The sequence below is a fragment of the Paenibacillus hexagrammi genome, assembly GCF_021513275.1.
Classification (GTDB): domain Bacteria; phylum Bacillota; class Bacilli; order Paenibacillales; family NBRC-103111; genus Paenibacillus_E; species Paenibacillus_E hexagrammi.
The window spans coordinates 739,756-760,858 of the sequence record NZ_CP090978.1 but is presented as its reverse complement, the minus strand read 5'-3'; the positions used below and the strand labels follow the sequence as shown (position 1 = coordinate 760,858).

Here is a 21,103-nt window from a genome sequence, read left to right as displayed (position 1 = left end):
TAAAAAACATTTAGCTTCGATCAAAAATACACAAAAAAATAAACCTGATCCGCTTCGCAAATAGCAGTCAGGTTTATCTTAAAACAATACGGAGAGAGAGGGATTCGAACCCTCGCACCGCTTACGCAGTCTAACCCCTTAGCAGAGGGTCCCCTTATAGCCACTTGGGTATCTCTCCAAAATATGGCTCCCCGAACAGGACTCGAACCTGTGACAACTCGATTAACAGTCGAGTGCTCTACCAACTGAGCTATCAGGGAATAACAATTCTTATTTTATTATGATGATGTTTGTAAGTCAAGTGTATACGATTTCAATTTCCCCCTGCATTTACCGCAGGAATATTTCCGTACATCCATCTTTCTCATCCGGTAGTACTCCGTTTTGCAATCAACGCACTCCAGACGGTACTTGTATGTACGTTTCTTGGAAGCGCGCGGTAGAGAACGGCAAAATCTACTGCCTCCGACCTGTTCGAGCAGTGATTTAAAATCCTGATCACGATGCTGATATCCCCGCTGCGTAATATGAAGATGATAGTGACACAGCTCATGCTTAATGATTTTCTCAATCTCTTCCCGTCCGAATGACTCCCATTGCAGCCAGCTGATTTCGATATCATGAGACTTGGTGAAGTAGCGTCCCCCGGTTGACCGCAGCCTGCGATTAAAGCGGGCTTGATGTACGAATGGCCGACCGAATGATGACAAAGAGATGTGCTCTACCCACTGCTGCAGCTCCCGATCATCCATCCCTATATACGCCCCTTTGCAAAGTTCTCACTTGAATTTGTACCGTATGAACAGCTATACTGTCAAGTAGAAAAGAATAAAGATGCCCCCAATGAGTGGAGCCTTGACTGTAAAAGCCGAGTAGATACTTTGCGGGACAGAATGAATTCAAATGTACAATAGACCAAGCCTTTCCTGAGAGGGGAATTATCGATTATTATGCCACAGATGCGATACGCCATACTTCAATTGAACGATCAACTCGAATTCGTGGAAATGCCTTCGGCTTATATGTATCAACTTACAGCACTCAATCTGCGCTTACATAAAGAGGTTGAGAAGCTGACAGCCGACCACGTGCCTGGACTTCCTAAAGTCATCGCAGAATGTGAGAATCTGGAGCTCATCGGAACAGCGTTCAGCCTGACTCACGGTTTGGACTACATGAACAAGCTAGAGCAATCCTTCACCTCCATTCAAGAAAAAACTTATCCGATTGTTTCTTTGTTAACCGAGATTCGCGCCCTTCAAGCCCAGCTTGAGCAGTGGTACGAAGAGGAATTTGAGAGCCAGTCCTAAGTCAAGGAATTAGAGGACCAGGTTACAAGCAAGTAATCTGATATCCAGTCCAGCCCCAAACAATTCTTGGACCTGCACCGGCTGCGCCCAACCTACATATCCTAGTTTTACATAGGCGAGGAAGGGGATGGGCATATGCCGCAGTGGCTCTGTAATCAATTAATGCGGGCCTTCCAAAATAAAAACCGCAGACAAATTCGATTATTGAACGATAGCTGGTTCTTTTATCGTACCCGCCGCTCCCAAGAGGAGCTGTCGGACTCACCGACTCCAGAGGGTTCAGGGAAACGAAAATATTAACGGGAAGCCGATGCCTTTGATGAAGGGTGTCGGCTTTTTGTAATGTTGGGCTTGCAATTAACCTTCTCCCCCACTATAATGTAAATAAATGTAATAGGATTCGGAGTGAAGCACACTCGATCATGCAGATGCTTTCTGCATATCGGGTGTGTTTTTTTGTGCACTCTTACAAAGGGGGAACATCTTAAACTATGCATGCTGAGCTGCAAAAATATGTGAAGCAATTCGAGCAAGAAGCAAAAATAAACGGCTCCTGCCATCTAACCTTGGGTCAGACAGATCTTTTATTTTTACAAGAAGTATGGGGACCTGTTTTCCATTACAACTTCGAAGGACTTAAGGTCGAACATCAAGTTCATTCCGTTTTTTTCTTGCCTCAGCAGGGCGCAAGGGTTCTAATTGAGATTCAAATCGGAGATGGCGAGGATGATCTGAATGCAACTGCCCATCACGAAGACCAACTGCTTTGGCAAAATGATTTGATTTTGGCGGGTTGGAAGGTATTGAGGTTTTCCAAGAAGCAATTGGAGCGCTATACGCCCTTATGTAGAAAACAGTTAAAAAAAGCTTTGCCGCAGCGAAGCGAATTGATGAAGGATCTGCCGATTGACCAAGAAACCGATGTGTGGGAGCTAAGAAAGATGATCGTGGTCCAAATGGCCATGAAACACAACGGTATGATTAGTCCCAGACAGGTAGCTGCAGAATTTAACGTCAACATCAAATCCGCCGCAGAATGGTTAAAGCGTCTTGCCATCGAAGGAATGCTGTCGTTGATTTCGGGCCAAAGAGCGGCCATGTTTTGTTTGAATGACTTCGCTAAATAAAAGTATGACAGCGGGACATTGAGGAAACTTGATTCTATGCGGAGGTGATTGGGGAATCGAACAACGTAGGCCTGGCTATTCGTCGAAAATAAGGGGGCGATGCAGCGAATCAAGGTGGGCTGCAGCACACTGGAACCAAAGCTTTTAGCATAAAGTTGCCAGGAAAGGAGGTACATCGGATTTATGAAGCTTAGGCTTATTCTCGCCATGAGAATTCTCTTACTTGTTACGAGGAAACGGCGATTTGCAGTTGCGGTGTAGGATGACTGTATTCTCTGAAAAGCCGGTCACAACATGTTCCTTGAGAATCCAAATCTAATGAGGATTTATACCGTATTACATAAGCTTTTGGTGCGGCGGAAAAGTCTCAACGCACCTCACTTTGCGTGATAACCTAGTAAAAAAGCAGTTGAAGTGCTTTGCGCACTCAACTGCTTCCAGCTGATAAAGTGAAATCGAAGGCTCAGTAGTTTTCGGAGAAGCTTAGCGGGCGCTCGGAGAAAATCCTCTGAAGCTCGGAATGAACACTTTTATCAACAAATTCAAAGCAGTTGAAATGCTTCACGCACTCAACTGCTTCACCAAATCTTTAAGGATAGTAGTAACATAACCTCTTAGGACTGGGGCTTTTTCATTGTCAAGCTGACGCGGCCTTTCTTGGTGTCCACGCCGAGCACCCACACCGTCACGATGTCTCCTACGGAGACAACATCCATCGGGTGCTTCACGAAGCCGTTCTTGAGCTGGGAAATATGCACAAGTCCATCGTTCTTAATCCCGATATCGACAAAGGCGCCGAAGTCGATAACGTTGCGCACCGTGCCGGTCAGCTCCATGCCCGGCACAAGATCCTCTAGCTGCAGCACGTCTGTGCGGAAGATTGGCGCGGGGACTTCGTCCCGCGGATCTCGCCCCGGACGCTGCAGGCTGTCCATGATGTCCCGCAGTGTCGGGACACCGACCCCAAGCTTGGGAGCCAGTTCCTCCGGCTCCACAGTTTGCAGCAGCGAGAGCAGCTGCTGCGAACCCAGCTGCGCCAGCTCCAGGCGCAGCTCCTAAACAGCCGATCCACCACCTCGTAGGACTCCGGGTGGATCGGGGTGTTGTCGAGCGGATTGCGGCCGCCCGGAATCCGCATGAAGCCGACGCATTGCTCGAAGGTTTTCGCGCCGAGGCGCGGAACCTTCGACAGCTCCTGTCGGCTGCTGAACTTGCCGTTCTCCTCGCGATACTTCACGATGTTCTTGGCCAGTGTCGCGTTGACGCCGGACACGTAAGACAGCAGTGACGGCGAGGCAGTGTTCAGGTCCACGCCGACATGGTTCACGGCCGACTCCACGACGGCCTTCAGATTCTCGTCGAGCCGCTTCTGCGAGACGTCGTGCTGGTACTGCCCGACGCCGATCGCCTTCGGCTCGATCTTCACCAGCTCCGCGAGCGGATCCTGCAGCCTTCGCGCGATCGAGATCGCGCTGCGCTCCGCGACATCGAGGTCCGGGAACTCCGTCTGCGCCAGCTTGGACGCGGAGTAGACGCTTGCCCCCGCTTCACTGACGATCAAGTACTTCAGCTTACGGTCCTTGATCTCCCCGATCAGCTCCGCAACAAACTGCTCCGTTTCACGGGAAGCCGTCCCGTTGCCAATCACGATCAGCTCCACGCCGTACTTGCTGATCAAATCTTTGAATTTCGCCTTCGCTTCTGCCACCTTATTGTTAGGCGGTGTCGGATACGTCACGGCGATTTCAAGCATCTTACCGGTGTCGTCAATGACGGCCAGCTTACAGCCTGTACGGTAAGCGGGGTCGACACCGAGCACGACATGACCTTTGATCGGGGCCTGTAGCAGCAGATTACGCAGATTTTCCGCGAAAATCTTAATGGCCTGCTCCTCGCCCTTCTCGGTCATTTCGTTGCGAACCTCACGCTCGATGGAAGGAGCGATCAAACGCTTATAGCTGTCTTCGATGACCGCTTGCAGCACATCTCGAACAATCGAAGGGCCCTTGACTACTTGCTTCGCTATGTATTCATGAATCCGATCCGGCTGAACGTCGAGAGATACCTTCAGCACTTCCTCCCGCTCCCCGCGATTAATCGCTAGAATGCGGTGCGGAGGCAGCTTGCGTACCGGCTCCTGGTACGCATAGTACATCTCATAGACGGACTCCTGCTGGGCGTCCTTCGCTTCCGTACGCAGGATCCCTTGGTCCTGCGTGTGACGACGCACCCAAGCGCGGATCTTTGCATCGTCGGCGATGTTCTCAGCCAAGATGTCCATCGCGCCCTGAATCGCCTCTTCAGGGCTTCTTACGCCCTTCTCCGCGTTCACATAAGCAGCTGCCTCCTGCTCAAGTGAGCCTTGACGCGGCTGCTTCCATATCCATACGGATAGCGGCTCCAGTCCCCGCTCTTTGGCTACGCTTGCTCTAGTCTTCCGCTTCTGGCGGTAAGGACGATAGAGGTCCTCAACCTCCTGCAGCTTCACAGCCTTCTCGATGGACTGGCGAAGCTCATCGGTAAGCTTGCCCTGCTCGTCGATCAGGCGTACCACCTCGATCTTGCGATCCTCTAGGTTGCGAAGATACTGCAGACGCTCCTCAATGTCCCGGAGCTGGTTCTCATCCAGCTCCCCGGTCATTTCCTTTCGGTAGCGCGCGATGAACGGAATCGTATTGCCTTCATCGAGAAGTCCGACCGTTGTCTTAACCTTGCCTCCCGGTAATTGCAGCTCAGCCGAGATTTGCTTTAGAATTCGCTCTTGTATCTCGGCTTTCTTCTCTTCAGTTAGCTGAACTTTACCGCTAGCCTCATTGAACTCAACAGCCGCCCCGCCTCCTGCTGCGCCATCATCTTTTGCCCAGAGCATATTCGGATTTAACCGCTTCATTCCATTCATTCAAGTTCCCCATTTCTTCTTACTTATGTATCGACGCTGCCTGATCTTCCGAAAGCCGGCAACGCAAAAAACGAGGGGATCCATCACCCTCGTCCGTTCCAGATCCTATTCAAAATTCTATCAGTCCCACGCTAATTTGCAAAGCGTCGTCAACTTTCCGCATCGTTTCTTCATCCAAATGCGTGATTTTGTCCGTAAGCCGCTGCTTGTCGATCGTTCGAATCTGTTCCAACAGAATCACAGAATCTCGGTCGAATCCGTGGGTCTCCGCATCGATTTCTACATGCGTAGGCAGCTTTGCCTTCTGGATTTGCGCCGTAATCGCAGCCACGATCACGGTAGGGCTAAAGCGGTTGCCGATATCATTTTGGATGACTAGAACAGGACGAACGCCTCCCTGCTCCGACCCTACCACCGGCGAAAGATCTGCGAAAAACACATCGCCACGTTTCACAATCAATGTCTACACCCCGCTTACTAAGCGATCCACCGTCGAATCGGCATCTTCCTCCGCTTGAAACGCCTCAGATGCCATACTGAGATTGATTTTGGCCATTTCCATGTAACCGCGCTGCATAGATTCGCGAATACTGCGCTTTTTGCGCTCGATCAAATAGAGCTTCATCGCCTGGCGAATAAACTCGCTTCGATTCGAGTTCTCCTTCTCAACTATTCCATCGACTTCTTGCAACAAATTGTCAGGTAAACTAATCATGATCCTTTTCGTATTATGCGCATTGCTCACCCTTCTCGCACCCCCAGAAACGATACAAAGACAATATTACCAGTATGCCATACTGACATCCAATTTATACAATTACATATATGCATCAGATATATCAGATATGTTACACACTGGATATTACATTCTTAATACGTACTATTCGCTATACGATTCTGATATTCCTTTTAAAATGATGAAGTTCCTACATGGTAATTTCTTGCTCAGCGCCTTTCCGTGCGGAAAATCACAGCGCCAAGCGAATGATTAAAGCTTAAAAACGGTGACGCATCAAGGGATTAATAGCATCCTCTCTAATACCTCCACGAACATATACACGTGCTACCCGATGCGAAATCATACACGTAACTTCGTAATTAATGGTGCCCAGCTGGCGCGCCACATCCTCTGCCGATATCCGCTCTCCCTGCTGCTCACCTATTAAGACGACCTCATCACTTATACTTACATCGGGTACATCCGATACATGCGCCATACACTGATCCATACAAATCTTGCCCACAACAGGCACACGGTGGCCGCGGATGAGCACCTCAGCTTTTCCCGAAAGCATTCTGGAGTATCCATCTGCATATCCGATCGGCAGTGTAGCAATCTTTTCATCTGCTTTGGTATGATAGATGGTTCCGTAGCTAACTCCGGAGCCGGGCGGCAGCGTTTTAAGATGAACAATTCCCGTTTTCAAGCTAAGCACAGGCTTCAGATCTACTCTCTGCTGGTTCACTTCTTCCGATGGATACAGCCCATACATACTGATTCCCAAACGAACCATATTATAAGTAAGATCCGGCAAATCGATGGCCGCGGCGCTGTTACCCGCATGAAGAACCGGGAATTCTACACCTTGCTGCTTAAAATGATCCACAATTCGCTTAAATTTGCTGTACTGCTGGTGCGTATACGCCTTATCTTTCTCGTCCGCATTCGCATAATGCGTGAAAAGACCCTCCACCTCAACATTCGGCAGCGCGAGCGCCTGCTCGATGAAAGGAATCGCTTCATGCTCCGTCTGTAAACCGAGCCGTCCCATGCCTGTGTCGAGCTTGATGTGGATTTTTAGCTTTTTCTTAGTAGAAGCTTCGGCTTTACTCGCGTTGTTATTTCGAGTATCGCTTGTTTTATTTGAAAATAAGGAGCTTACATGAACGCGCTCTTCTGTCGAAGTTGATGCAGCCTCGAGATACGCTAGGCCAGAAGTTCGATCTTGATCTTGTTGTTGCTGTTGTTGTTGTTGCTGTTGTTGCTGTTGTTGCTGTTGTTGCTGTTGTTGCTGTTGTTGCTCTTGTTGCTGTTGTTGCTGTTGTTGCTGTTGTTGCTGTTGTTGCTGTTGTTGCTGTTGTTGCTGTTGTTGCTCTTGTTGCTGTTGTTGCTGTTGTTGCTGTTGTTGCTCTTGTTGCTGTTGTTGCTGTTGTTGCTGTTGTTGCTGTTGTTGCTGTTGTTGCTCTTGTTGCTGTTGTTGCTGCTCTTGTTGCTTGCTCTCTTGCTGCTCTTCCTCCGCTTGCCTCTGCAGCGTCTCCAACACTTCCTTGCTATATACCGTAATGGTGATGTCCATTTGGCGAGCAATTTCTACTCCATCCGGAGGCGTGTATCCCAGCACCAGAATCGGCGCGCTTATTCCCGCATTACGAAGCTCCAAGGCTTCATCCAAAAATGCAACACCCAAGTAATCCACACCAGCGGCGATCACCTCTTTAGACACTCCTACAGCCCCATGTCCGTACGCATCCGCCTTGACTACCGCCATCAGCTTCATTTCCTTTGGCAGTACCTTCTGAAAGCCTTCTATGTTGCTGCGCAGCGCATCCAATGAAATTTCCACCCAAGTAGGCCGATAAAAAGCATCCATCGACGTTCACCTCTTATACCCATTCTCATTAGCAAAGGACAAGGGAAGACCGGCTCATTGTGAGCGACCTCCCCTTACCTGTTCCGAACCCCGTCGGAGCAATAAATCTATGTTAATACCTACGGCGAAAACCTGTCAACACTCATTGGTGCAGGGACATGCATGAACTCTTGCCTATCTCACTACAAGCAGCACTTCTTATACTTCTTGCCGCTGCCGCATGAGCACGGATCATTGCGACCCGGAGTCGGTTCGACGCGGATTGGCATTTTGATATGATGGACGGTACGTCTTCGCGATTGTGTCAGAACACGTGACTGCGTCTGTGATCCAAAGACCGTAAAAGGTTGAGTTCGAGCAGAAGTCGAGACCTGAGCACTTACGGGAGCTGATACCGTACTAGTACTTGTCAGTACAACTGTTTCTTCGTCAATCTTCGTATCCACACTTCCATTACCCCAATACCCAAACACTTGATGCCCTGCTTGAGTGACAGCCATGAGCTTCGGCGTTCTTTCAAATGCATACTTAATTTCATTAGGCTGCGGAAATTCAGCAGAAATGAGCTCAAAACGAACCAAGATAAGTGCAACCGTATGGAGAAATACATCTGAGGAACCTTGCGATAGCTGTCCCTTTAACTTATTTTGCATCCAATCACTATATGCATCTTGATTCTCGTTAACCGGCCAGGCAGCTAGAATTCCCGCTATCTCTTGCCTTGATTCTTGAGTAATATTAATGCTGTCTGAATCAACGCTTTGCATCTGACTTTGCTGCAGGCTCTCCCAATCGACTTTATTCCATAAGGCATCGAGCAATAGGGCCAGTTGCTCCTCTTCCTTAAGAGCTAGATAACGATTCACATGCTCCGTAGCTAAACCCTGCTGCTTGGATACCGTGAATAACCCTAACTGAAGAGCCGCTTGATACATAAACTGTGATACAGGGATATCCTCTTGATTCAGCGTCTGCTTATAAAACCAACCTGTGCCCAGCTTCTCGTCGAGCTGCTTCCAAAACTTACGCGGCAAATGCTGTCTGGCCTCAGTCAGCTTGATCTTGCCGGCTTCTCCTAGCTCCTGTAAGAACAGTTGAAAATCCCTTATCATCGGAGGTATAGGCGCTTTTGCTTGCCTCCACATCGTCAGCAGGCTCTGATCTACAGAAAAAGAAACTTCTACGGTTTCAACCTGTGCCTCTTCTTGTTCTTGCTGCTCCAAATAAGCCTCAAGGCTGTTGCTATTGAGCCACTCTTCATACTCCCATTCTTCCGATGCTCCTGTATAGGCATCATGACGGTTTAGGAAGTAGTCTTTATGCTTGCAAACCCGCACAACATCCTGATACTGCTCTGACGAAATTTTGCTTTCCTGCTGCAAAAATTGCGCCCATCTTTTCAGAGATGATACATAGTTCGTTACTTCCGTTCTCGTACTTCCCATCACCTTGCGAATATAAAAATGTCCTAAAAAATCTACTACCGTCTCTCCGTCCAGCTTGGAATATGGAATATCATATTGAGCCAAAAAAGCCTCTGTGAAGAAAAACATACGATCCACATGCTTGTCCACGGTGTCTGCCTTTAGCTTTCCTTCTTCGTGCAGATGACGGGCAAACAGATCCACTTCATTTTTCCAAAACAGTACTTGCTCTTCCCACTCAACATGTCCAACATTTTCAGTCATAACTTGTTTACCTACTCCTTCTCTACTTCTACAATAGTTCATTATAACAAAAAAACCTCCATCCGGCTCATGCAGGATGGAAGTTCTTGTGACAAACTCTATTACTTTCCGGATTGGCCTTGCACTGAAGTTGCGATATTGATCATTTCCGAGACTGGAAGATCGCCTGTAGTCAGTCGGAATTCTACCCCATCATTCGTCCAAGTCAACGTCTTCTTATCATCACCAGTTAGCACCGCGATAGTGAAACCAAGATCCACGATATCACCTGGTTGGAAGGAAACGGTTTTGCTTTGAGGCTCAACCTCGATGAGCGAGTAATTATATTTGCCCTTATAGCGGAGCAATACCGCAGGATCCTCGCCAAGCTTCATATCCGTAATGTCCTGCTTCACTACATCTTTAGGGAGATAGGAAGGCTCGATAATCCCGATGCTTTGCTTGACAGAGGCTGTTTGCTTGCTGTCTTGGCCGGCTGCTGCCTGACCATTGGCGTTGGCTTGCTTACCTGTCGTTTGGCCTGCAGTACTTGCAGTTTGGTCATTGGCATCACCTTGCTTGCCGTCTGTCTTACCTCCATTGGCTGCTACTTGGCCTTTTGCTGTACCTGCTGTGCCCGTTCCCTTGCCACCTTGGCCGGAAGCTTGATCAGACTGCCCGCCGGTTGCCGTCAGATTTTGATCCATAGCCGACTTACCGGATGCATCCTGGTCGCCATCTGATACCGCCACATCGCCCATTGTCGGCAGCGTCTGCGCGTCCCAAGCCGTCATATTGCGCTCCATTTGGAAATAATCCTTATCAAACTTCGCATCAAACTCAAACTTCGTGAAATTCACCTGCACCATCACATTCTGATTCGCATCCGACACCTGCACCTGCTGCGGTGCTAGATTCTTCTTATCCAGCCAAATCTTTTGGCGGGCCAGCATCTCATTCTGATAATTCGCCGCTACATCAAACACATACGCTTCATTCTCCGTCGTGAACTGGCGCTCCTTATCTGCAATAATGCTCTTCGCCAATGATTGGAACAAATACACCTGACCTTGATTCTCCGGCCAATCGCTTTGGAAGCGGAAGCTTTTCTTCAGATGAGGCGTCAATACAAACACACCTTCTTCATTCCGAAGCACAATCTGCGTAATATCTTTAGAAGCATTCGTCAAAGCAATTCTGTAGAAATGCTCCGGCGAATACGCCACTTCCACCTGATACTCTTGAGGCTGTTGACCCGTATGTAAGATCATGTTCCCAGACGCCTGATAACTGCTTTGCTTGCTAATGACATGATCCAAATCCTTTACAATCGAGCCTGCATCCTTCTTCCCCATTCCGCACCCTGCGAGAACTACTGCTAAGCACATCATAACGGCTACCATCCATGTGACGCGGCGCATCCCATCATCCCCTCACAACTCAAATTAAAGTCAATTAGTACATGCATATGAGGGGACTTGGACGATTATGCAGACGAGTTGGGGCTTGGCTAGGAAAAGTTCGGGACAGGGTTGTTGCCGCAGGCTGTGACAACATTGCCTCTAATTAATGCTGCAGCTTTAGGCCTGTAATGTCATTCACACAGCTCGCAACGCAATTCAGCTTGGGGATTTAGAATAATGTTAAGGAGTCTTTGGATTGAACCTTTCTGTGTGGATCTAGAGAGCTAGATTGATCTAGTGTAAGCCTGTGTTAGTGTGATCTAGTGCAGTCAGTGCAGTCAGTGCAGTCAGTCAGTCAGAGTCAGTGCAGTGCTGTAACCGGTAAAATGGAGTCAACAGAAAACAACAAATAAGAATGAACACTCTTTCCATCTCATACCCCACCCTATTAAAATCATCTTAGATCATAAAGATTAGGGTGAGGAAGAGATATGAGGCGCTTAGAGAGGTGGCATATGTACTTCTCCATACTCGGAATGAAGGAGCAGGGCTTAAAGATCACACAAATTGCACGAAAGCTAGAGGTATCCAGAAATACGGTGTACAAGTTCTTGGAAATGAATCCAGATGAATTTAGTAAATATTTGGAACAACTGGAGACTAGACAAAAGAAGTTAGATGGATATGAATCGTCCATTCTACAATGGTTGCGGGAATATCCCGACCTGTCGGCTGCTCAAATTCACGACTGGCTCAAGGAACGGTTTCAGGTGCAGAACATTTCAGAGGGAACAGTGCGAAACTACGTAAGGGACCTTCGGAAAAAGTACAACATCCCCAAAGTCATGCAAGCCAGACAATACGAGGCTGTACAAGATCCTCCTCCGGGTTATCAGCTACAAGTAGACTTCGGGGAAACAAAGCTCCGGAATCTTCAGGGAAATTTGGTGCGGTTGTGGTTCATGGGATTCGTCTTGTCCCATTCCAGGCATAAATATGTACAGTGGTTGGACCGTCCCTTTACTACGAAGGATGTGGTGGATATGCATGAGGAAGCGTTCGCATTCTTCGGTGGGATCCCGCAGGAGATTGTTTACGACCAGGACCATCTGCTTCTTACCAGCGAGAATCATGGAGATTTGTTATTCACGCATGAGTTTGCAAGTTATGTTAAGCAGCGGGATTTTCGAATCCGAATGTGCAGGAAACAAGATCCTGAAAGTAAAGGCCGCATCGAAAATGTAGTCAAGTATGTAAAGCGAAACTTCGCAAGGCATCGCCTCTTCGCTAACCTAGACAGGCTCAATGAAGACTGTGTAGCTTGGCTCCATCGCACGGGAAATGCCAAGATCCATCACACCACTAAAAAAATACCGGCCGAAGTCTATGCTCTTGAAAAAGAGCACCTCCGCCCGGTCCACACAAAAATAAACTCGCTACCACCAAGTATAACAAGGACCGTTCGGAAGGACAACACCATTTGGTATGAAGGAAACCGGTATTCAGTTCCGCTTGGAACCTATGACGGGACAGACAAGCAAGTGAGTATTCAGGTTACGGAAATGGGGCGCCTAGCGATTCGAGATCTGGACAGCGGGCAACTATTGGCCGAACATCCACTGGCCACAGGCAATGGACAACTCGTTCAGAACACCAATCACAAACGAGATCGAACGAAGGGCATTGCAGCCTACATCCAAACCGTAGCGGAAGCATTCCCAGACCCAACAGCGGCTAGCCCCTTCCTAAACGAGATTTACAACCGTAAGCCCCGGTACATTAGGGACCAATTACAGCTCATTCAGCGTGCTTTGGAGCCCGCAGAGCCGGATGCTGTAACGAAGGCTTTGGGTTACTGTATCAAACACCGTTTGTATCGGGCAACCGACTTTGCTGATGCAGTGGAGCATTACAAGAGGCCGAGACCACCGGAAATTCCCTCAGAAGCTCCTCTAAAACTGCTAAGCGATCAAGATCAGTCCAAGCGTAAAGTCAAGCCCCAAATTCGGGAGTTCGACGCCTACAAGGCCATTCTTACGGGGGGACAGCGATGAATGAAGTGACTGTAGACTTAGACAAGCACTACGAAATCTCAATCTAACGGAAGCGGCTCAGGTCATCGAGCAAACATTAATGGAAGCGGACTCCAAGGAATGGACCTGCCGCCAATTCTTGCAATGGCTCCTGCAGTACGAAATGAACCGCCGCGAAGAAAAGCAACTCGCCAAACGGTTTCGCTGGGCTCTGTTTCCGGAGATTAAGAGGCTCGACGACTTCATGCTAGAGGAGCAGCAGTCGCTCAGCAGACGGCAGTTTAACCAACTAAGAGAGCTACTTTGGCTCGAGCAAAACTACAATCTAATTTTTCTGGGGCCGCCGGGCGTGGGAAAAACCCATTTGGCCATAGGTCTTGGCGTGGAAGCATTGAAAAAAAGGGTACCGGGTCAGTTTTATTACGATGGACGGTCTCATTCAATTATTGAAAACGGAGACCATATCAAGGGTCTCTGGGTCCAAGCTCAAACGGCTATACCGATCCCAACTTGTGATCATGGATGACTTGATGTTTATGGCCATGGACCGTTATGAAGCCAACTTATTCTTTCAGTTTATAAACAAGTTATATGGGCAATCCTCGATCATCTTGACCTCCAATAAGGGTCCGGATGATTGGGGAGAGCTACTAGGCGATCCTGCCATCACCACAGCAATCCTGGACAGAATTCTGCATAAAAGTGAAATCATCCAGCTCCAAGGGGACAGCTATCGGTTGAAGCATCGACAGACCATTTTCAGCTAAAACTGTTCAAACTTATTTATCGAAAAATGCTCAAATGGACTTGACGGTTACAAGTGCACTCCTGTCCGATCCAGTATAGTCCACTCCAGATTACTTTTCTGCTCCTGCAAACAGGCAAAAAGCTGCTCCGGCTTCAAAAGCCAAGCAGCTTCTTTGTATGTTGATGATCCTAAATTACCACATGTACACGATCCCGCCAATAATAGCAGCCCATATGAGGGAGCCGCAAACCACACCGACGATCAAGCCTCGTCCAATGGACAGGTGCTCTTCTTGGTAAGCATCTTCATGATCGATCATAAAAAAACCTCCCCGTACCAGTATATACACCAGTATGGGAAGGATGCCCACGAAATATGCTGTCGAAGCAAATTTAATATGCATTTTTATTGATGAAGCCGTTGACAATGGTTTTCCAGATGATTTTGATATCAAACAAAAAAGTCCAATTCTCAATATAGAAAATGTCGTGCTTAATGCGTTCTTCGATGGACGTATCGCCTCTTAATCCGTTGCTTTGAGCTAATCCGGTAATACCAGGTCTAATATGATGTTTAACCATATACTTCGGTATTTCTTCCTTGAACTGTTCAACGAAATATGGACGCTCGGGCCTAGGTCCTACAACACTCATATGTCCGAATAGAACATTAAAGAACTGAGGCAGCTCATCCAAGCTGGTCTTGCGTAAAAAGGCTCCAAACTTCGTCCGCCGCGGGTCGTTCTCGACCGTCCACTGGGTATCCGACGCCCCCTCCGGCATGATCTTCATACTTCGGAACTTATACATCATGAACCGCCTGCGGTTCAGACCTACGCGTTCTTGTTTGAAGATAACGGGGCCTGGTGAGGTGATTTTGATACCGATGTAGATGAAGGCCATAACAGGTGATGTAATGAATATCGCGATTGAAGAAAAAACAATATCGAATGCTCTCTTCAACAGCCTGTTTCTCAGTTCATCAAGAGGTATGTCTCTCACATTAATTAAAGGCATATCTGCAAAATTATCAAAGAATGGACGAGAGGGAAGAAAATCATAGAAATCGGGAATAATTAATGCTTTGACGCCGGCTTTCTCACATACGTTAATAATCGTTCCAAACTTCCTGTGTGCATCTAGAGGCAGAGCAATGATGACTTCATCAACAATAAGCTTGTTTAGAATTGTTTGCAGTTCATCAATCTTCCCGATAATCGGCTTGTAGTGAGAGTATGAAGCATCGTGCTTCTCCTGATAATCGTCGAGAAAACCCACAACCTCATAGCCCAATTCCGGATGCTTCTTAAGATTTGTATAGAATTTACGCCCTAATGATCCTGCCCCTAGAATTAATACATATTGCTTGTTATAGCCTTTTTGCCTCATGTTCTTTAAAGAAAGCTTGATTATATACCTGTAAAAGCTAATGACCAATATATTATTTACAAGAAACAGAAACAGATAGGATCGGGACACATCGACTTCTTTGAAAATATATAAAATACTCAAAAGCAAAAGCAAACTAAGCAGATGAACTTGAACGATTTTAAAAACCTCAAATGAAAATTGCTTTCTTCTTTTAGGTGTATAAAAATTAACAAAATAACTAATTCCTATAGCTAATGCCCCATAAATAAAACTCCACAGCATATAATGCTTAAAAGGCAAAGGACCATCAAAGGGTATCCAACCACTATTAAATTTGAGCCACCAAGAAAACAAAAAGACGAGCTGAATACAGATGAAATCTGTAATCGCATATAACTGAGTTAGAAAACGCTGGCTCTGGCGGATCAAATAAATCACCTCGAAACACGTAGTTTGTTTGCCATAAGTGAAAGTATAAACTTCAATCCAACGCCAGTATACACCATCCAATTCACAGGCCAAGCATACTTACTGCTAAAATGCTTTCGGTGAAACAAGATCATTGCCCGATGAAATTCATAAATAATCTTGAAGGGCTTTTTCCTGCTGCTTGCCCCTTTATAATGTATGATCTTCGTACGCGGATAATAATAATTTTCCCAACCCGCTTCTTTAATTCTATAACACCAGTCTATATCTTCACCATACATAAAAATTCCTCATCAAGCATTCCTACTTGATCAATTGCTTCACGTCGCACAAGCATGAATGCCCCGACCAGAGAATCGATCGGATACTCTTGATCCGGGTCTAAATAACCTAGCTGATATTGATTGAAATATGGAATGTTCGGGAACAGCTTAGAGAAACCAAAAGCATAGTAAAAGGATGCTGAAGGCGTTGGGAAGCCTCGTTTGCAGGCTTTGTCCAGAGACCCGTCAGGGAGGACGATTTTACAGCCGCTGGCGCCTACGTTAGGGTGTTCGTCCATGAAGCGAAGCATTGTCTCGAGCGTGTCTGGTTGAACAACTGTGTCAGAATTAAGTAATAGAATGTAACGGCCTTTGGAGAACTTAATACCTTGATTGTTGGCTTTGGAGAAGCCTAGATTTTCTGAATTAGCTATACAATTTACACTGCTAAAACGGTTAGAAACAGCTTCCAAAGTTTGATCCGTTGAAGCATTGTCTACAAGAATTATTTCATAATCGTATGATAAATTCGACGAAAGCACCGATTCAATACAATTTATAGTGAGTTCCCTAGTATTATAATTGACAATAATAATGCTTAAATCCATGGATACCCTCATTTACATTTGATTTATTTATTATAGCACGTAGAAAAGGGGAAAATCACATAAAAAAAAGCAAATCCTTTATCACAGATTCGCTTCTTCTAAATAAACCAAGAATAAAGTTCGCTATCGCTTATTCGTTGTTTACTTCGTATCATTTTTCTTTTAAGTTTTAATTCTGGAATTTTTCGATAAAAATCGAACCAAGCTTTTAGTAAACCAGGTTCAAGAAATATAGAATACATAAGGCTTAATATCTCGTAGAATAAAAAAGGAGCTATATGTTTTATTAAAATCAGTAGATTATCATTTTTATAAATCATTTTATATCGATTAATATATGACAATCTTCTAACATACATAGATCTTGTCTTTCTCTCCCCTTGCTTCCAACCTCTTTCATGATACCCGATTGCCTTGGGATTAAAGTATGCCTTCCACCCCATTAAGCGGGCCCTCCATGCTATGTCTACATCCTCTTTATAGGCAAAAAAATCTTCATCAAAAAACTGACCTTTTATACTTATTTGATCAATCATTTCCCGACTGTACATTGCCGCGGCTCCTGACACACCAAATACTTCTTCAGCAATTGAATATACATCCTCGGGTTCATGCACTCCTCGGTCAAATGCCCTTCTTGCTTTGTTTATGACCAATCCTGTGCTGTCTATCTGCTTTTTATTACCTTTAAGTAATAACTTTCCACAAGCACTTCCTATTTGAGTATCGAAACCAAAACTTGCGACTAATCGTTCTATAAAATCCTCTTTTATGATTAAATCCGGATTCAACACTAGACAATAATCCGAATCAGACATCCGAATAGCTTGATTATGTCCACCTGCGAAGCCGTTGTTTCGAGAATTATAGACAATTTCACATTTTTTTATCCATTTTCTCAAAATTTCTTTTGTATAGTCTACAGAATTATTATCAATTACGATGATCTGCTTAATTGGATAGGTTTGGGACACAACAGCTTGTAAGCACTCATCTATATGCTCAGCACTATTATATGTAACAATATGAACCGTTACAGTACTCATCGGGTTAGTACTCTGCCAACTCCTTTAAAAAAAGATTGCAATCCTTCTCTCCAAGGTCGTAAATCATCGAATCCATTAGTGCGAATTGCCATATGTTCCAAAACTGAATAACTTGGTCTATAAGCAGGACGTGGAAAATCTTTAGTTAAACAGGGCTCCAAGATTATTGAATTGCCTAGCTCCTCAAATACTGCACTGGCTAATTCAAACCAAGAGCATGAACCAGAATTTGAAGCATGATAAATGCCGTATTTCTCTGTCTTTATCAACTGTTCTAAAAATAGTGTTAGATCAACTGTATAGGTCGGAGAACCGGTTTGATCATTAACTATTTTGAGTCCATCTCTTTCCCGAGCTAATTTAATTATTGTTTTTACAAAGTTGGCGCCGTGTAAACCATAAAGCCACGAGGTTCTTACAATAAAATATCGTGATGAGAGAGATTGTACAAGTTCTTCTCCAGCTCTTTTAGATTTACCATAGATATTCTGAGGGTTAAGCATATCATGCTCCCTGTATGGTGTGTTAGAAGTCCCATCAAACACGTAATCAGTACTAATATAGCATATCTTAGCTCCAACTTTCTCAGCTGCAACAGCAATATTACGTGAACCCATTGCATTGACTTTGTATGCAATATCTTCATTTGTTTCAGCTAGATCAACTGAAGTATAAGCAGCGCAATGAATGATAACGTCCGGCTTCCAGTCTCCAATTACAGCAAAGCATTGTGCATCATCTGTAACATCAAGCATTTTTCTGCTTAATCCCTGCACTTCGTGACGAGATTTAAATAATTTAGCTATATCAAGACCTAACTGCCCCTCTGCTCCTGTAACCAATACCCTCATTGTTTAAACACCTAGACGTGATCCATATTGTTGGTCAAAGTATTGCTGATACTCTCCTGACTGAATTCGTTTCCACCATCCCTGATTATCTAAGTACCAGCGAATCGTCTTTTGAATGCCAGTTTCAAAATTATGAACAGGCTTCCAGCCGAGCTGCGTAGTAATTTTAGTTGCATCAATACCATAGCGTCTATCGTGCCCTGGTCGATCTTTTACAAATCGAATCAGAGACTCGGGCTTACCAAGTTCTTGCAGAATAGTCTGTACGATATGAATATTAGTACGTTCATTATTACCGCCAATGTTATAAACCTCTCCGTTTACACCTTCATGCAATACTAAATCAATTGCACTGCAATGATCTTCAACGTAGAGCCAGTCACGAATATTCAATCCATCTCCATAAACAGGAAGCGTTTTATCAGCCAAAGCATTAGCAATAATTAATGGAATCAACTTTTCTGGGAATTGGTAGGGTCCGTAATTATTTGAGCAGCGAGTAATATTAACAGGTAAACCAAATGTTTCATGATAGGCACGTACTAATAGATCAGACCCTGCTTTACTAGCCGAATATGGACTATTGGGAGCCAAAGGAGTTTCTTCAGTAAAAAGACCAGTTTCCCCTAATGAACCATACACTTCATCGGTAGAAACATGAACAAATTTCTTTACACCAAATTTCTTAGCACTTTCAAGCAAATTTTGTGTCCCTAAAACATTGGTTTTAACAAAAATATCCGGCTCTAAAATACTTCGATCTACATGTGATTCTGCTGCGAAATGAACAATTGCATCGAATCCAGTTGATAGTAGTTTATCAACTAAATCTTTGTTTGTGATATCTCCTTTGATAAATTGATAGTTAGAAATACCCTCTATTTGAGATAAATTTTCTAAATTCCCTGCATAAGTTAAAACATCATAATTAATAAATTCATAAGTTGGATATTTATTTACCATGTACAATAAATAATTGCTACCAATAAATCCAGCTCCACCTGTTACAAAAATTCTCAAGCTATTCAACCCCTTATTTTATATCAATAGCATCAACTAGCAATGGGTGATATTTATCCCTCTCTGACAGGATTGGGTTAACTACAGGCCAATCAATTCCTATATTAGGGTCATTCCATCTGATCCCTCTATCATGAGCAGAGGAATAGAACTCATCTACTTTATATTGAACTTCCGTATTAGGCTCTAAAGTACAAAAACCATGTGCAAATCCTTTAGGTACTAGTAATTGTTGCTTATTCTCTTTACTCAAAATAGTAGCCATCCAATCACCAAATGTAGGTGAATTTTGTCTTATATCCACAACTACATCAAAAATTGCTCCTGCGATAACCCTTATCAATTTCGCTTGTGCTTTCGGAGCGATTTGATAGTGTAGCCCTCTTAATATTCCCTTGGATAAAGATAGTGAATGGTTATCCTGCACAAAATTATAAAAAATATTATTCTGCCTTAATATATCTTCGTTGTAAGTTTCCATAAAAAAACCACGATCATCCTCGTGACATCTAGGAATAATAATCGAAACTCCTTCAAATTTGGTTTTTATTATCTCCATATATATCAATTCCTCTTCTTAGTATTGGGCTTTGCCTTTAATAACATACCGGCTTAGAAGGAATGTAATAGAAGTGTTCTAAGTTTGATTATCTCTTAAACTGTTTTTTCTGTGAAAGTCCAGTCTTTCATGCAAGGGTTGCGGTAAGAAGCCATGGACGTTTTGTTAGATCTTAAGCTGATTAGAAATAGCCCCAATAAACGAAAAGGCGAAAATATTATCTAGAAAAATTTTTTATTAACGATTTTGTTCAACATTAAAAATATTAAATTTTATCTATATATAATTTTATTCCATTGCTTAAACTATACTTGGGTTCCCACTTTAATTCTTTAGTAGTTTTTTTTATATCCAAAACATTTGCTCTCACATCGATACTTCTCGCCTCGGTAAAACTCACTAAGGCTTTTTGTCCTGTTACTGACGAGATAATATTTATAATATCTATCAAAGTACTTCCTTTCCCTGATCCAAGATTAAGTATTCTATGTTCTCCTGAGTATTCGAGAAGTGTTGATAAAGCTTCAATCACATCATCAATATAGATGTAATCTCTAATAGTTAAACCATCACCCCATATTTGTATTTCTTCATTTTTTAAAACTTTATTAATAAAAATAGGAATAACACCTTGACCTTTTCTTCCATTTTGTCCTTTACCATAAGGATTAGATAATCTGACTACTTGGTAATCTAATCCATATTCATGAAAATAAAAAAACAAATATTTCTCAATTGTTAATTTCTGAATTCCATATGAGCAAATCGGATTGGTTGGGTGATCCTCCGGAATTGGGGTAATCTCAGTTTGTCCATAAATCGTTCCACCTGAAGATAAAAAAATTATTTTTTGAGCATTACTTTTAACAATATCATCAAGCAATCGGATTGTTGTACATACATTTGAATTAACATCAAAATATCTATTCATATTTGATGTAGCGGGAACGGTAGTACTTATTAGATGATAAACAACATCAATATTTTTTAGATATGGCTTGAAATCGATAATATCAATAAAATCAGCTTCTACGCATTCTATATTAGTCATATCGAATCCAATATTTTTTATGGTTCTATCAATTATTCTAATTTTATGTCCCCGTATTAAAAGAGACTTACACAGGTTTGAACCAATAAAACCGGTTCCTCCTAGAACTAAAACATTCATTTTAGTAT

The 21,103-nt window shown here is 44.2% G+C and carries 17 protein-coding genes, 2 tRNA genes and 4 pseudogenes; 5 read left to right on the top strand and 18 right to left on the bottom strand.

All coding sequences use genetic code 11. The features are described from left to right. Positions 1–89 precede the first annotated feature (89 nt). From L0M14_RS03420 to L0M14_RS03410, 3 genes are all read right to left on the bottom strand, one after another. Positions 90–178 (bottom strand) — tRNA-Ser (locus L0M14_RS03420). A 6-nt stretch (positions 179–184) separates the two neighbouring features. Continuing rightward, positions 185–260, bottom strand: a tRNA-Asn gene (locus L0M14_RS03415). A gap of 18 nt (positions 261–278) precedes the next feature. Further along, on the bottom strand, positions 279–752 hold the full coding sequence (locus L0M14_RS03410; RefSeq protein WP_235120835.1) for a SprT family protein: 474 nt from the start codon (positions 750–752) through the stop codon (positions 279–281). A 198-nt stretch (positions 753–950) separates the two neighbouring features. On the opposite strand from L0M14_RS03410, the gene L0M14_RS03405 reads away from it, so the two are divergent. The 3 genes from L0M14_RS03405 to L0M14_RS03395 all read left to right on the top strand — a co-directional run bounded on the left by L0M14_RS03405 (position 951) and on the right by L0M14_RS03395 (position 2,437). Further along, entirely contained in the window at positions 951–1,310 is a 360-nt protein-coding gene (locus L0M14_RS03405; RefSeq protein ID WP_235120833.1) for a hydrolase/acyltransferase, read from the top strand. Between the two features lie 135 nt (positions 1,311–1,445). Beyond that, on the top strand, positions 1,446–1,610 hold the full coding sequence (cmpA, locus tag L0M14_RS03400; protein WP_235120831.1) for a cortex morphogenetic protein CmpA: 165 nt from the start codon (positions 1,446–1,448) through the stop codon (positions 1,608–1,610). Positions 1,611–1,801: 191 nt separating this feature from the next. Continuing rightward, positions 1,802–2,437, top strand: a complete 636-nt coding sequence (locus L0M14_RS03395) for a hypothetical protein (protein WP_235120830.1) — start codon at positions 1,802–1,804, stop codon at positions 2,435–2,437. Positions 2,438–3,051: 614 nt separating this feature from the next. On the opposite strand, the gene L0M14_RS31795 is transcribed toward L0M14_RS03395, so the two are convergent. The 7 genes and pseudogenes from L0M14_RS31795 to L0M14_RS03360 form a co-directional block, all read right to left on the bottom strand. Next, positions 3,052–3,273: a S1 RNA-binding domain-containing protein gene (locus L0M14_RS31795; protein ID WP_350340505.1), complete on the bottom strand. Its 222-nt coding sequence runs from the start codon at positions 3,271–3,273 to the stop codon at positions 3,052–3,054. 123 nt (positions 3,274–3,396) lie between these two features. Further along, positions 3,397–5,306: pseudogene (locus L0M14_RS03390) on the bottom strand (Tex family protein); the annotation flags it as partial. 139 nt (positions 5,307–5,445) lie between these two features. Then, positions 5,446–5,796 (bottom strand): type II toxin-antitoxin system PemK/MazF family toxin, encoded by a 351-nt coding sequence (locus L0M14_RS03385; RefSeq protein WP_028553893.1) that lies wholly within the window; start codon positions 5,794–5,796, stop codon positions 5,446–5,448. 3 nt (positions 5,797–5,799) lie between these two features. After that, a complete protein-coding gene (locus L0M14_RS03380; RefSeq protein WP_311198824.1) occupies positions 5,800–6,081 on the bottom strand; it encodes a CopG family ribbon-helix-helix protein in 282 nt (93 codons plus the stop codon). Between the two features lie 250 nt (positions 6,082–6,331). Then, complete coding sequence (alr, locus tag L0M14_RS32190) at positions 6,332–7,927, bottom strand: alanine racemase (protein ID WP_405030817.1); 1,596 nt, start codon at positions 7,925–7,927, stop codon at positions 6,332–6,334. A 182-nt stretch (positions 7,928–8,109) separates the two neighbouring features. Then, a pseudogene (locus L0M14_RS32185) lies at positions 8,110–8,199 on the bottom strand (SEC-C metal-binding domain-containing protein); the annotation flags it as partial. A 1,517-nt stretch (positions 8,200–9,716) separates the two neighbouring features. Further along, positions 9,717–11,015 (bottom strand): outer membrane lipoprotein-sorting protein, encoded by a 1,299-nt coding sequence (locus tag L0M14_RS03360; RefSeq protein WP_235120827.1) that lies wholly within the window; start codon positions 11,013–11,015, stop codon positions 9,717–9,719. Positions 11,016–11,512: 497 nt separating this feature from the next. Here L0M14_RS03360 and istA point away from each other — a divergent pair, with 497 nt between their 5' ends. Both istA and istB read left to right on the top strand, forming a co-directional pair. Continuing rightward, entirely contained in the window at positions 11,513–13,051 is a 1,539-nt protein-coding gene (gene istA / locus L0M14_RS03355; RefSeq protein ID WP_235120825.1) for an IS21 family transposase, read from the top strand. 64 nt (positions 13,052–13,115) lie between these two features. Beyond that, positions 13,116–13,797, top strand: a pseudogene (gene istB / locus L0M14_RS03350) (IS21-like element helper ATPase IstB). A 174-nt stretch (positions 13,798–13,971) separates the two neighbouring features. Here the strand turns inward: istB and L0M14_RS30875 are convergent. The 8 genes and pseudogenes from L0M14_RS30875 to L0M14_RS03315 form a co-directional block, all read right to left on the bottom strand. Further along, positions 13,972–14,097 (bottom strand): hypothetical protein, encoded by a 126-nt coding sequence (locus tag L0M14_RS30875; protein ID WP_260115435.1) that lies wholly within the window; start codon positions 14,095–14,097, stop codon positions 13,972–13,974. A gap of 73 nt (positions 14,098–14,170) precedes the next feature. After that, positions 14,171–15,577, bottom strand: coding sequence for an undecaprenyl-phosphate glucose phosphotransferase (locus L0M14_RS03345; protein ID WP_235120823.1), 1,407 nt, complete (start codon positions 15,575–15,577; stop codon positions 14,171–14,173). Between the two features lie 5 nt (positions 15,578–15,582). Beyond that, positions 15,583–16,448 (bottom strand): annotated as a pseudogene (locus L0M14_RS03340) (glycosyltransferase family 2 protein). Between the two features lie 98 nt (positions 16,449–16,546). Continuing rightward, on the bottom strand, positions 16,547–17,494 hold the full coding sequence (locus L0M14_RS03335) for a glycosyltransferase family 2 protein (protein WP_235120821.1): 948 nt from the start codon (positions 17,492–17,494) through the stop codon (positions 16,547–16,549). Beyond that, on the bottom strand, positions 17,491–18,345 hold the full coding sequence (gene rfbD, locus L0M14_RS03330) for a dTDP-4-dehydrorhamnose reductase (protein WP_235120819.1): 855 nt from the start codon (positions 18,343–18,345) through the stop codon (positions 17,491–17,493). The genes L0M14_RS03335 and rfbD overlap by 4 nt, the downstream gene beginning before the upstream one ends. Before the next feature lie 3 nt (positions 18,346–18,348). Continuing rightward, positions 18,349–19,365 (bottom strand): dTDP-glucose 4,6-dehydratase, encoded by a 1,017-nt coding sequence (gene rfbB, locus L0M14_RS03325; RefSeq protein WP_235120810.1) that lies wholly within the window; start codon positions 19,363–19,365, stop codon positions 18,349–18,351. Positions 19,366–19,378: 13 nt separating this feature from the next. Continuing rightward, positions 19,379–19,924: a dTDP-4-dehydrorhamnose 3,5-epimerase gene (gene rfbC / locus L0M14_RS03320; protein WP_235120809.1), complete on the bottom strand. Its 546-nt coding sequence runs from the start codon at positions 19,922–19,924 to the stop codon at positions 19,379–19,381. Between the two features lie 265 nt (positions 19,925–20,189). Beyond that, on the bottom strand, positions 20,190–21,095 hold the full coding sequence (locus L0M14_RS03315; RefSeq protein WP_235120800.1) for an NAD-dependent epimerase/dehydratase family protein: 906 nt from the start codon (positions 21,093–21,095) through the stop codon (positions 20,190–20,192). Positions 21,096–21,103: the final 8 nt, after the last annotated feature.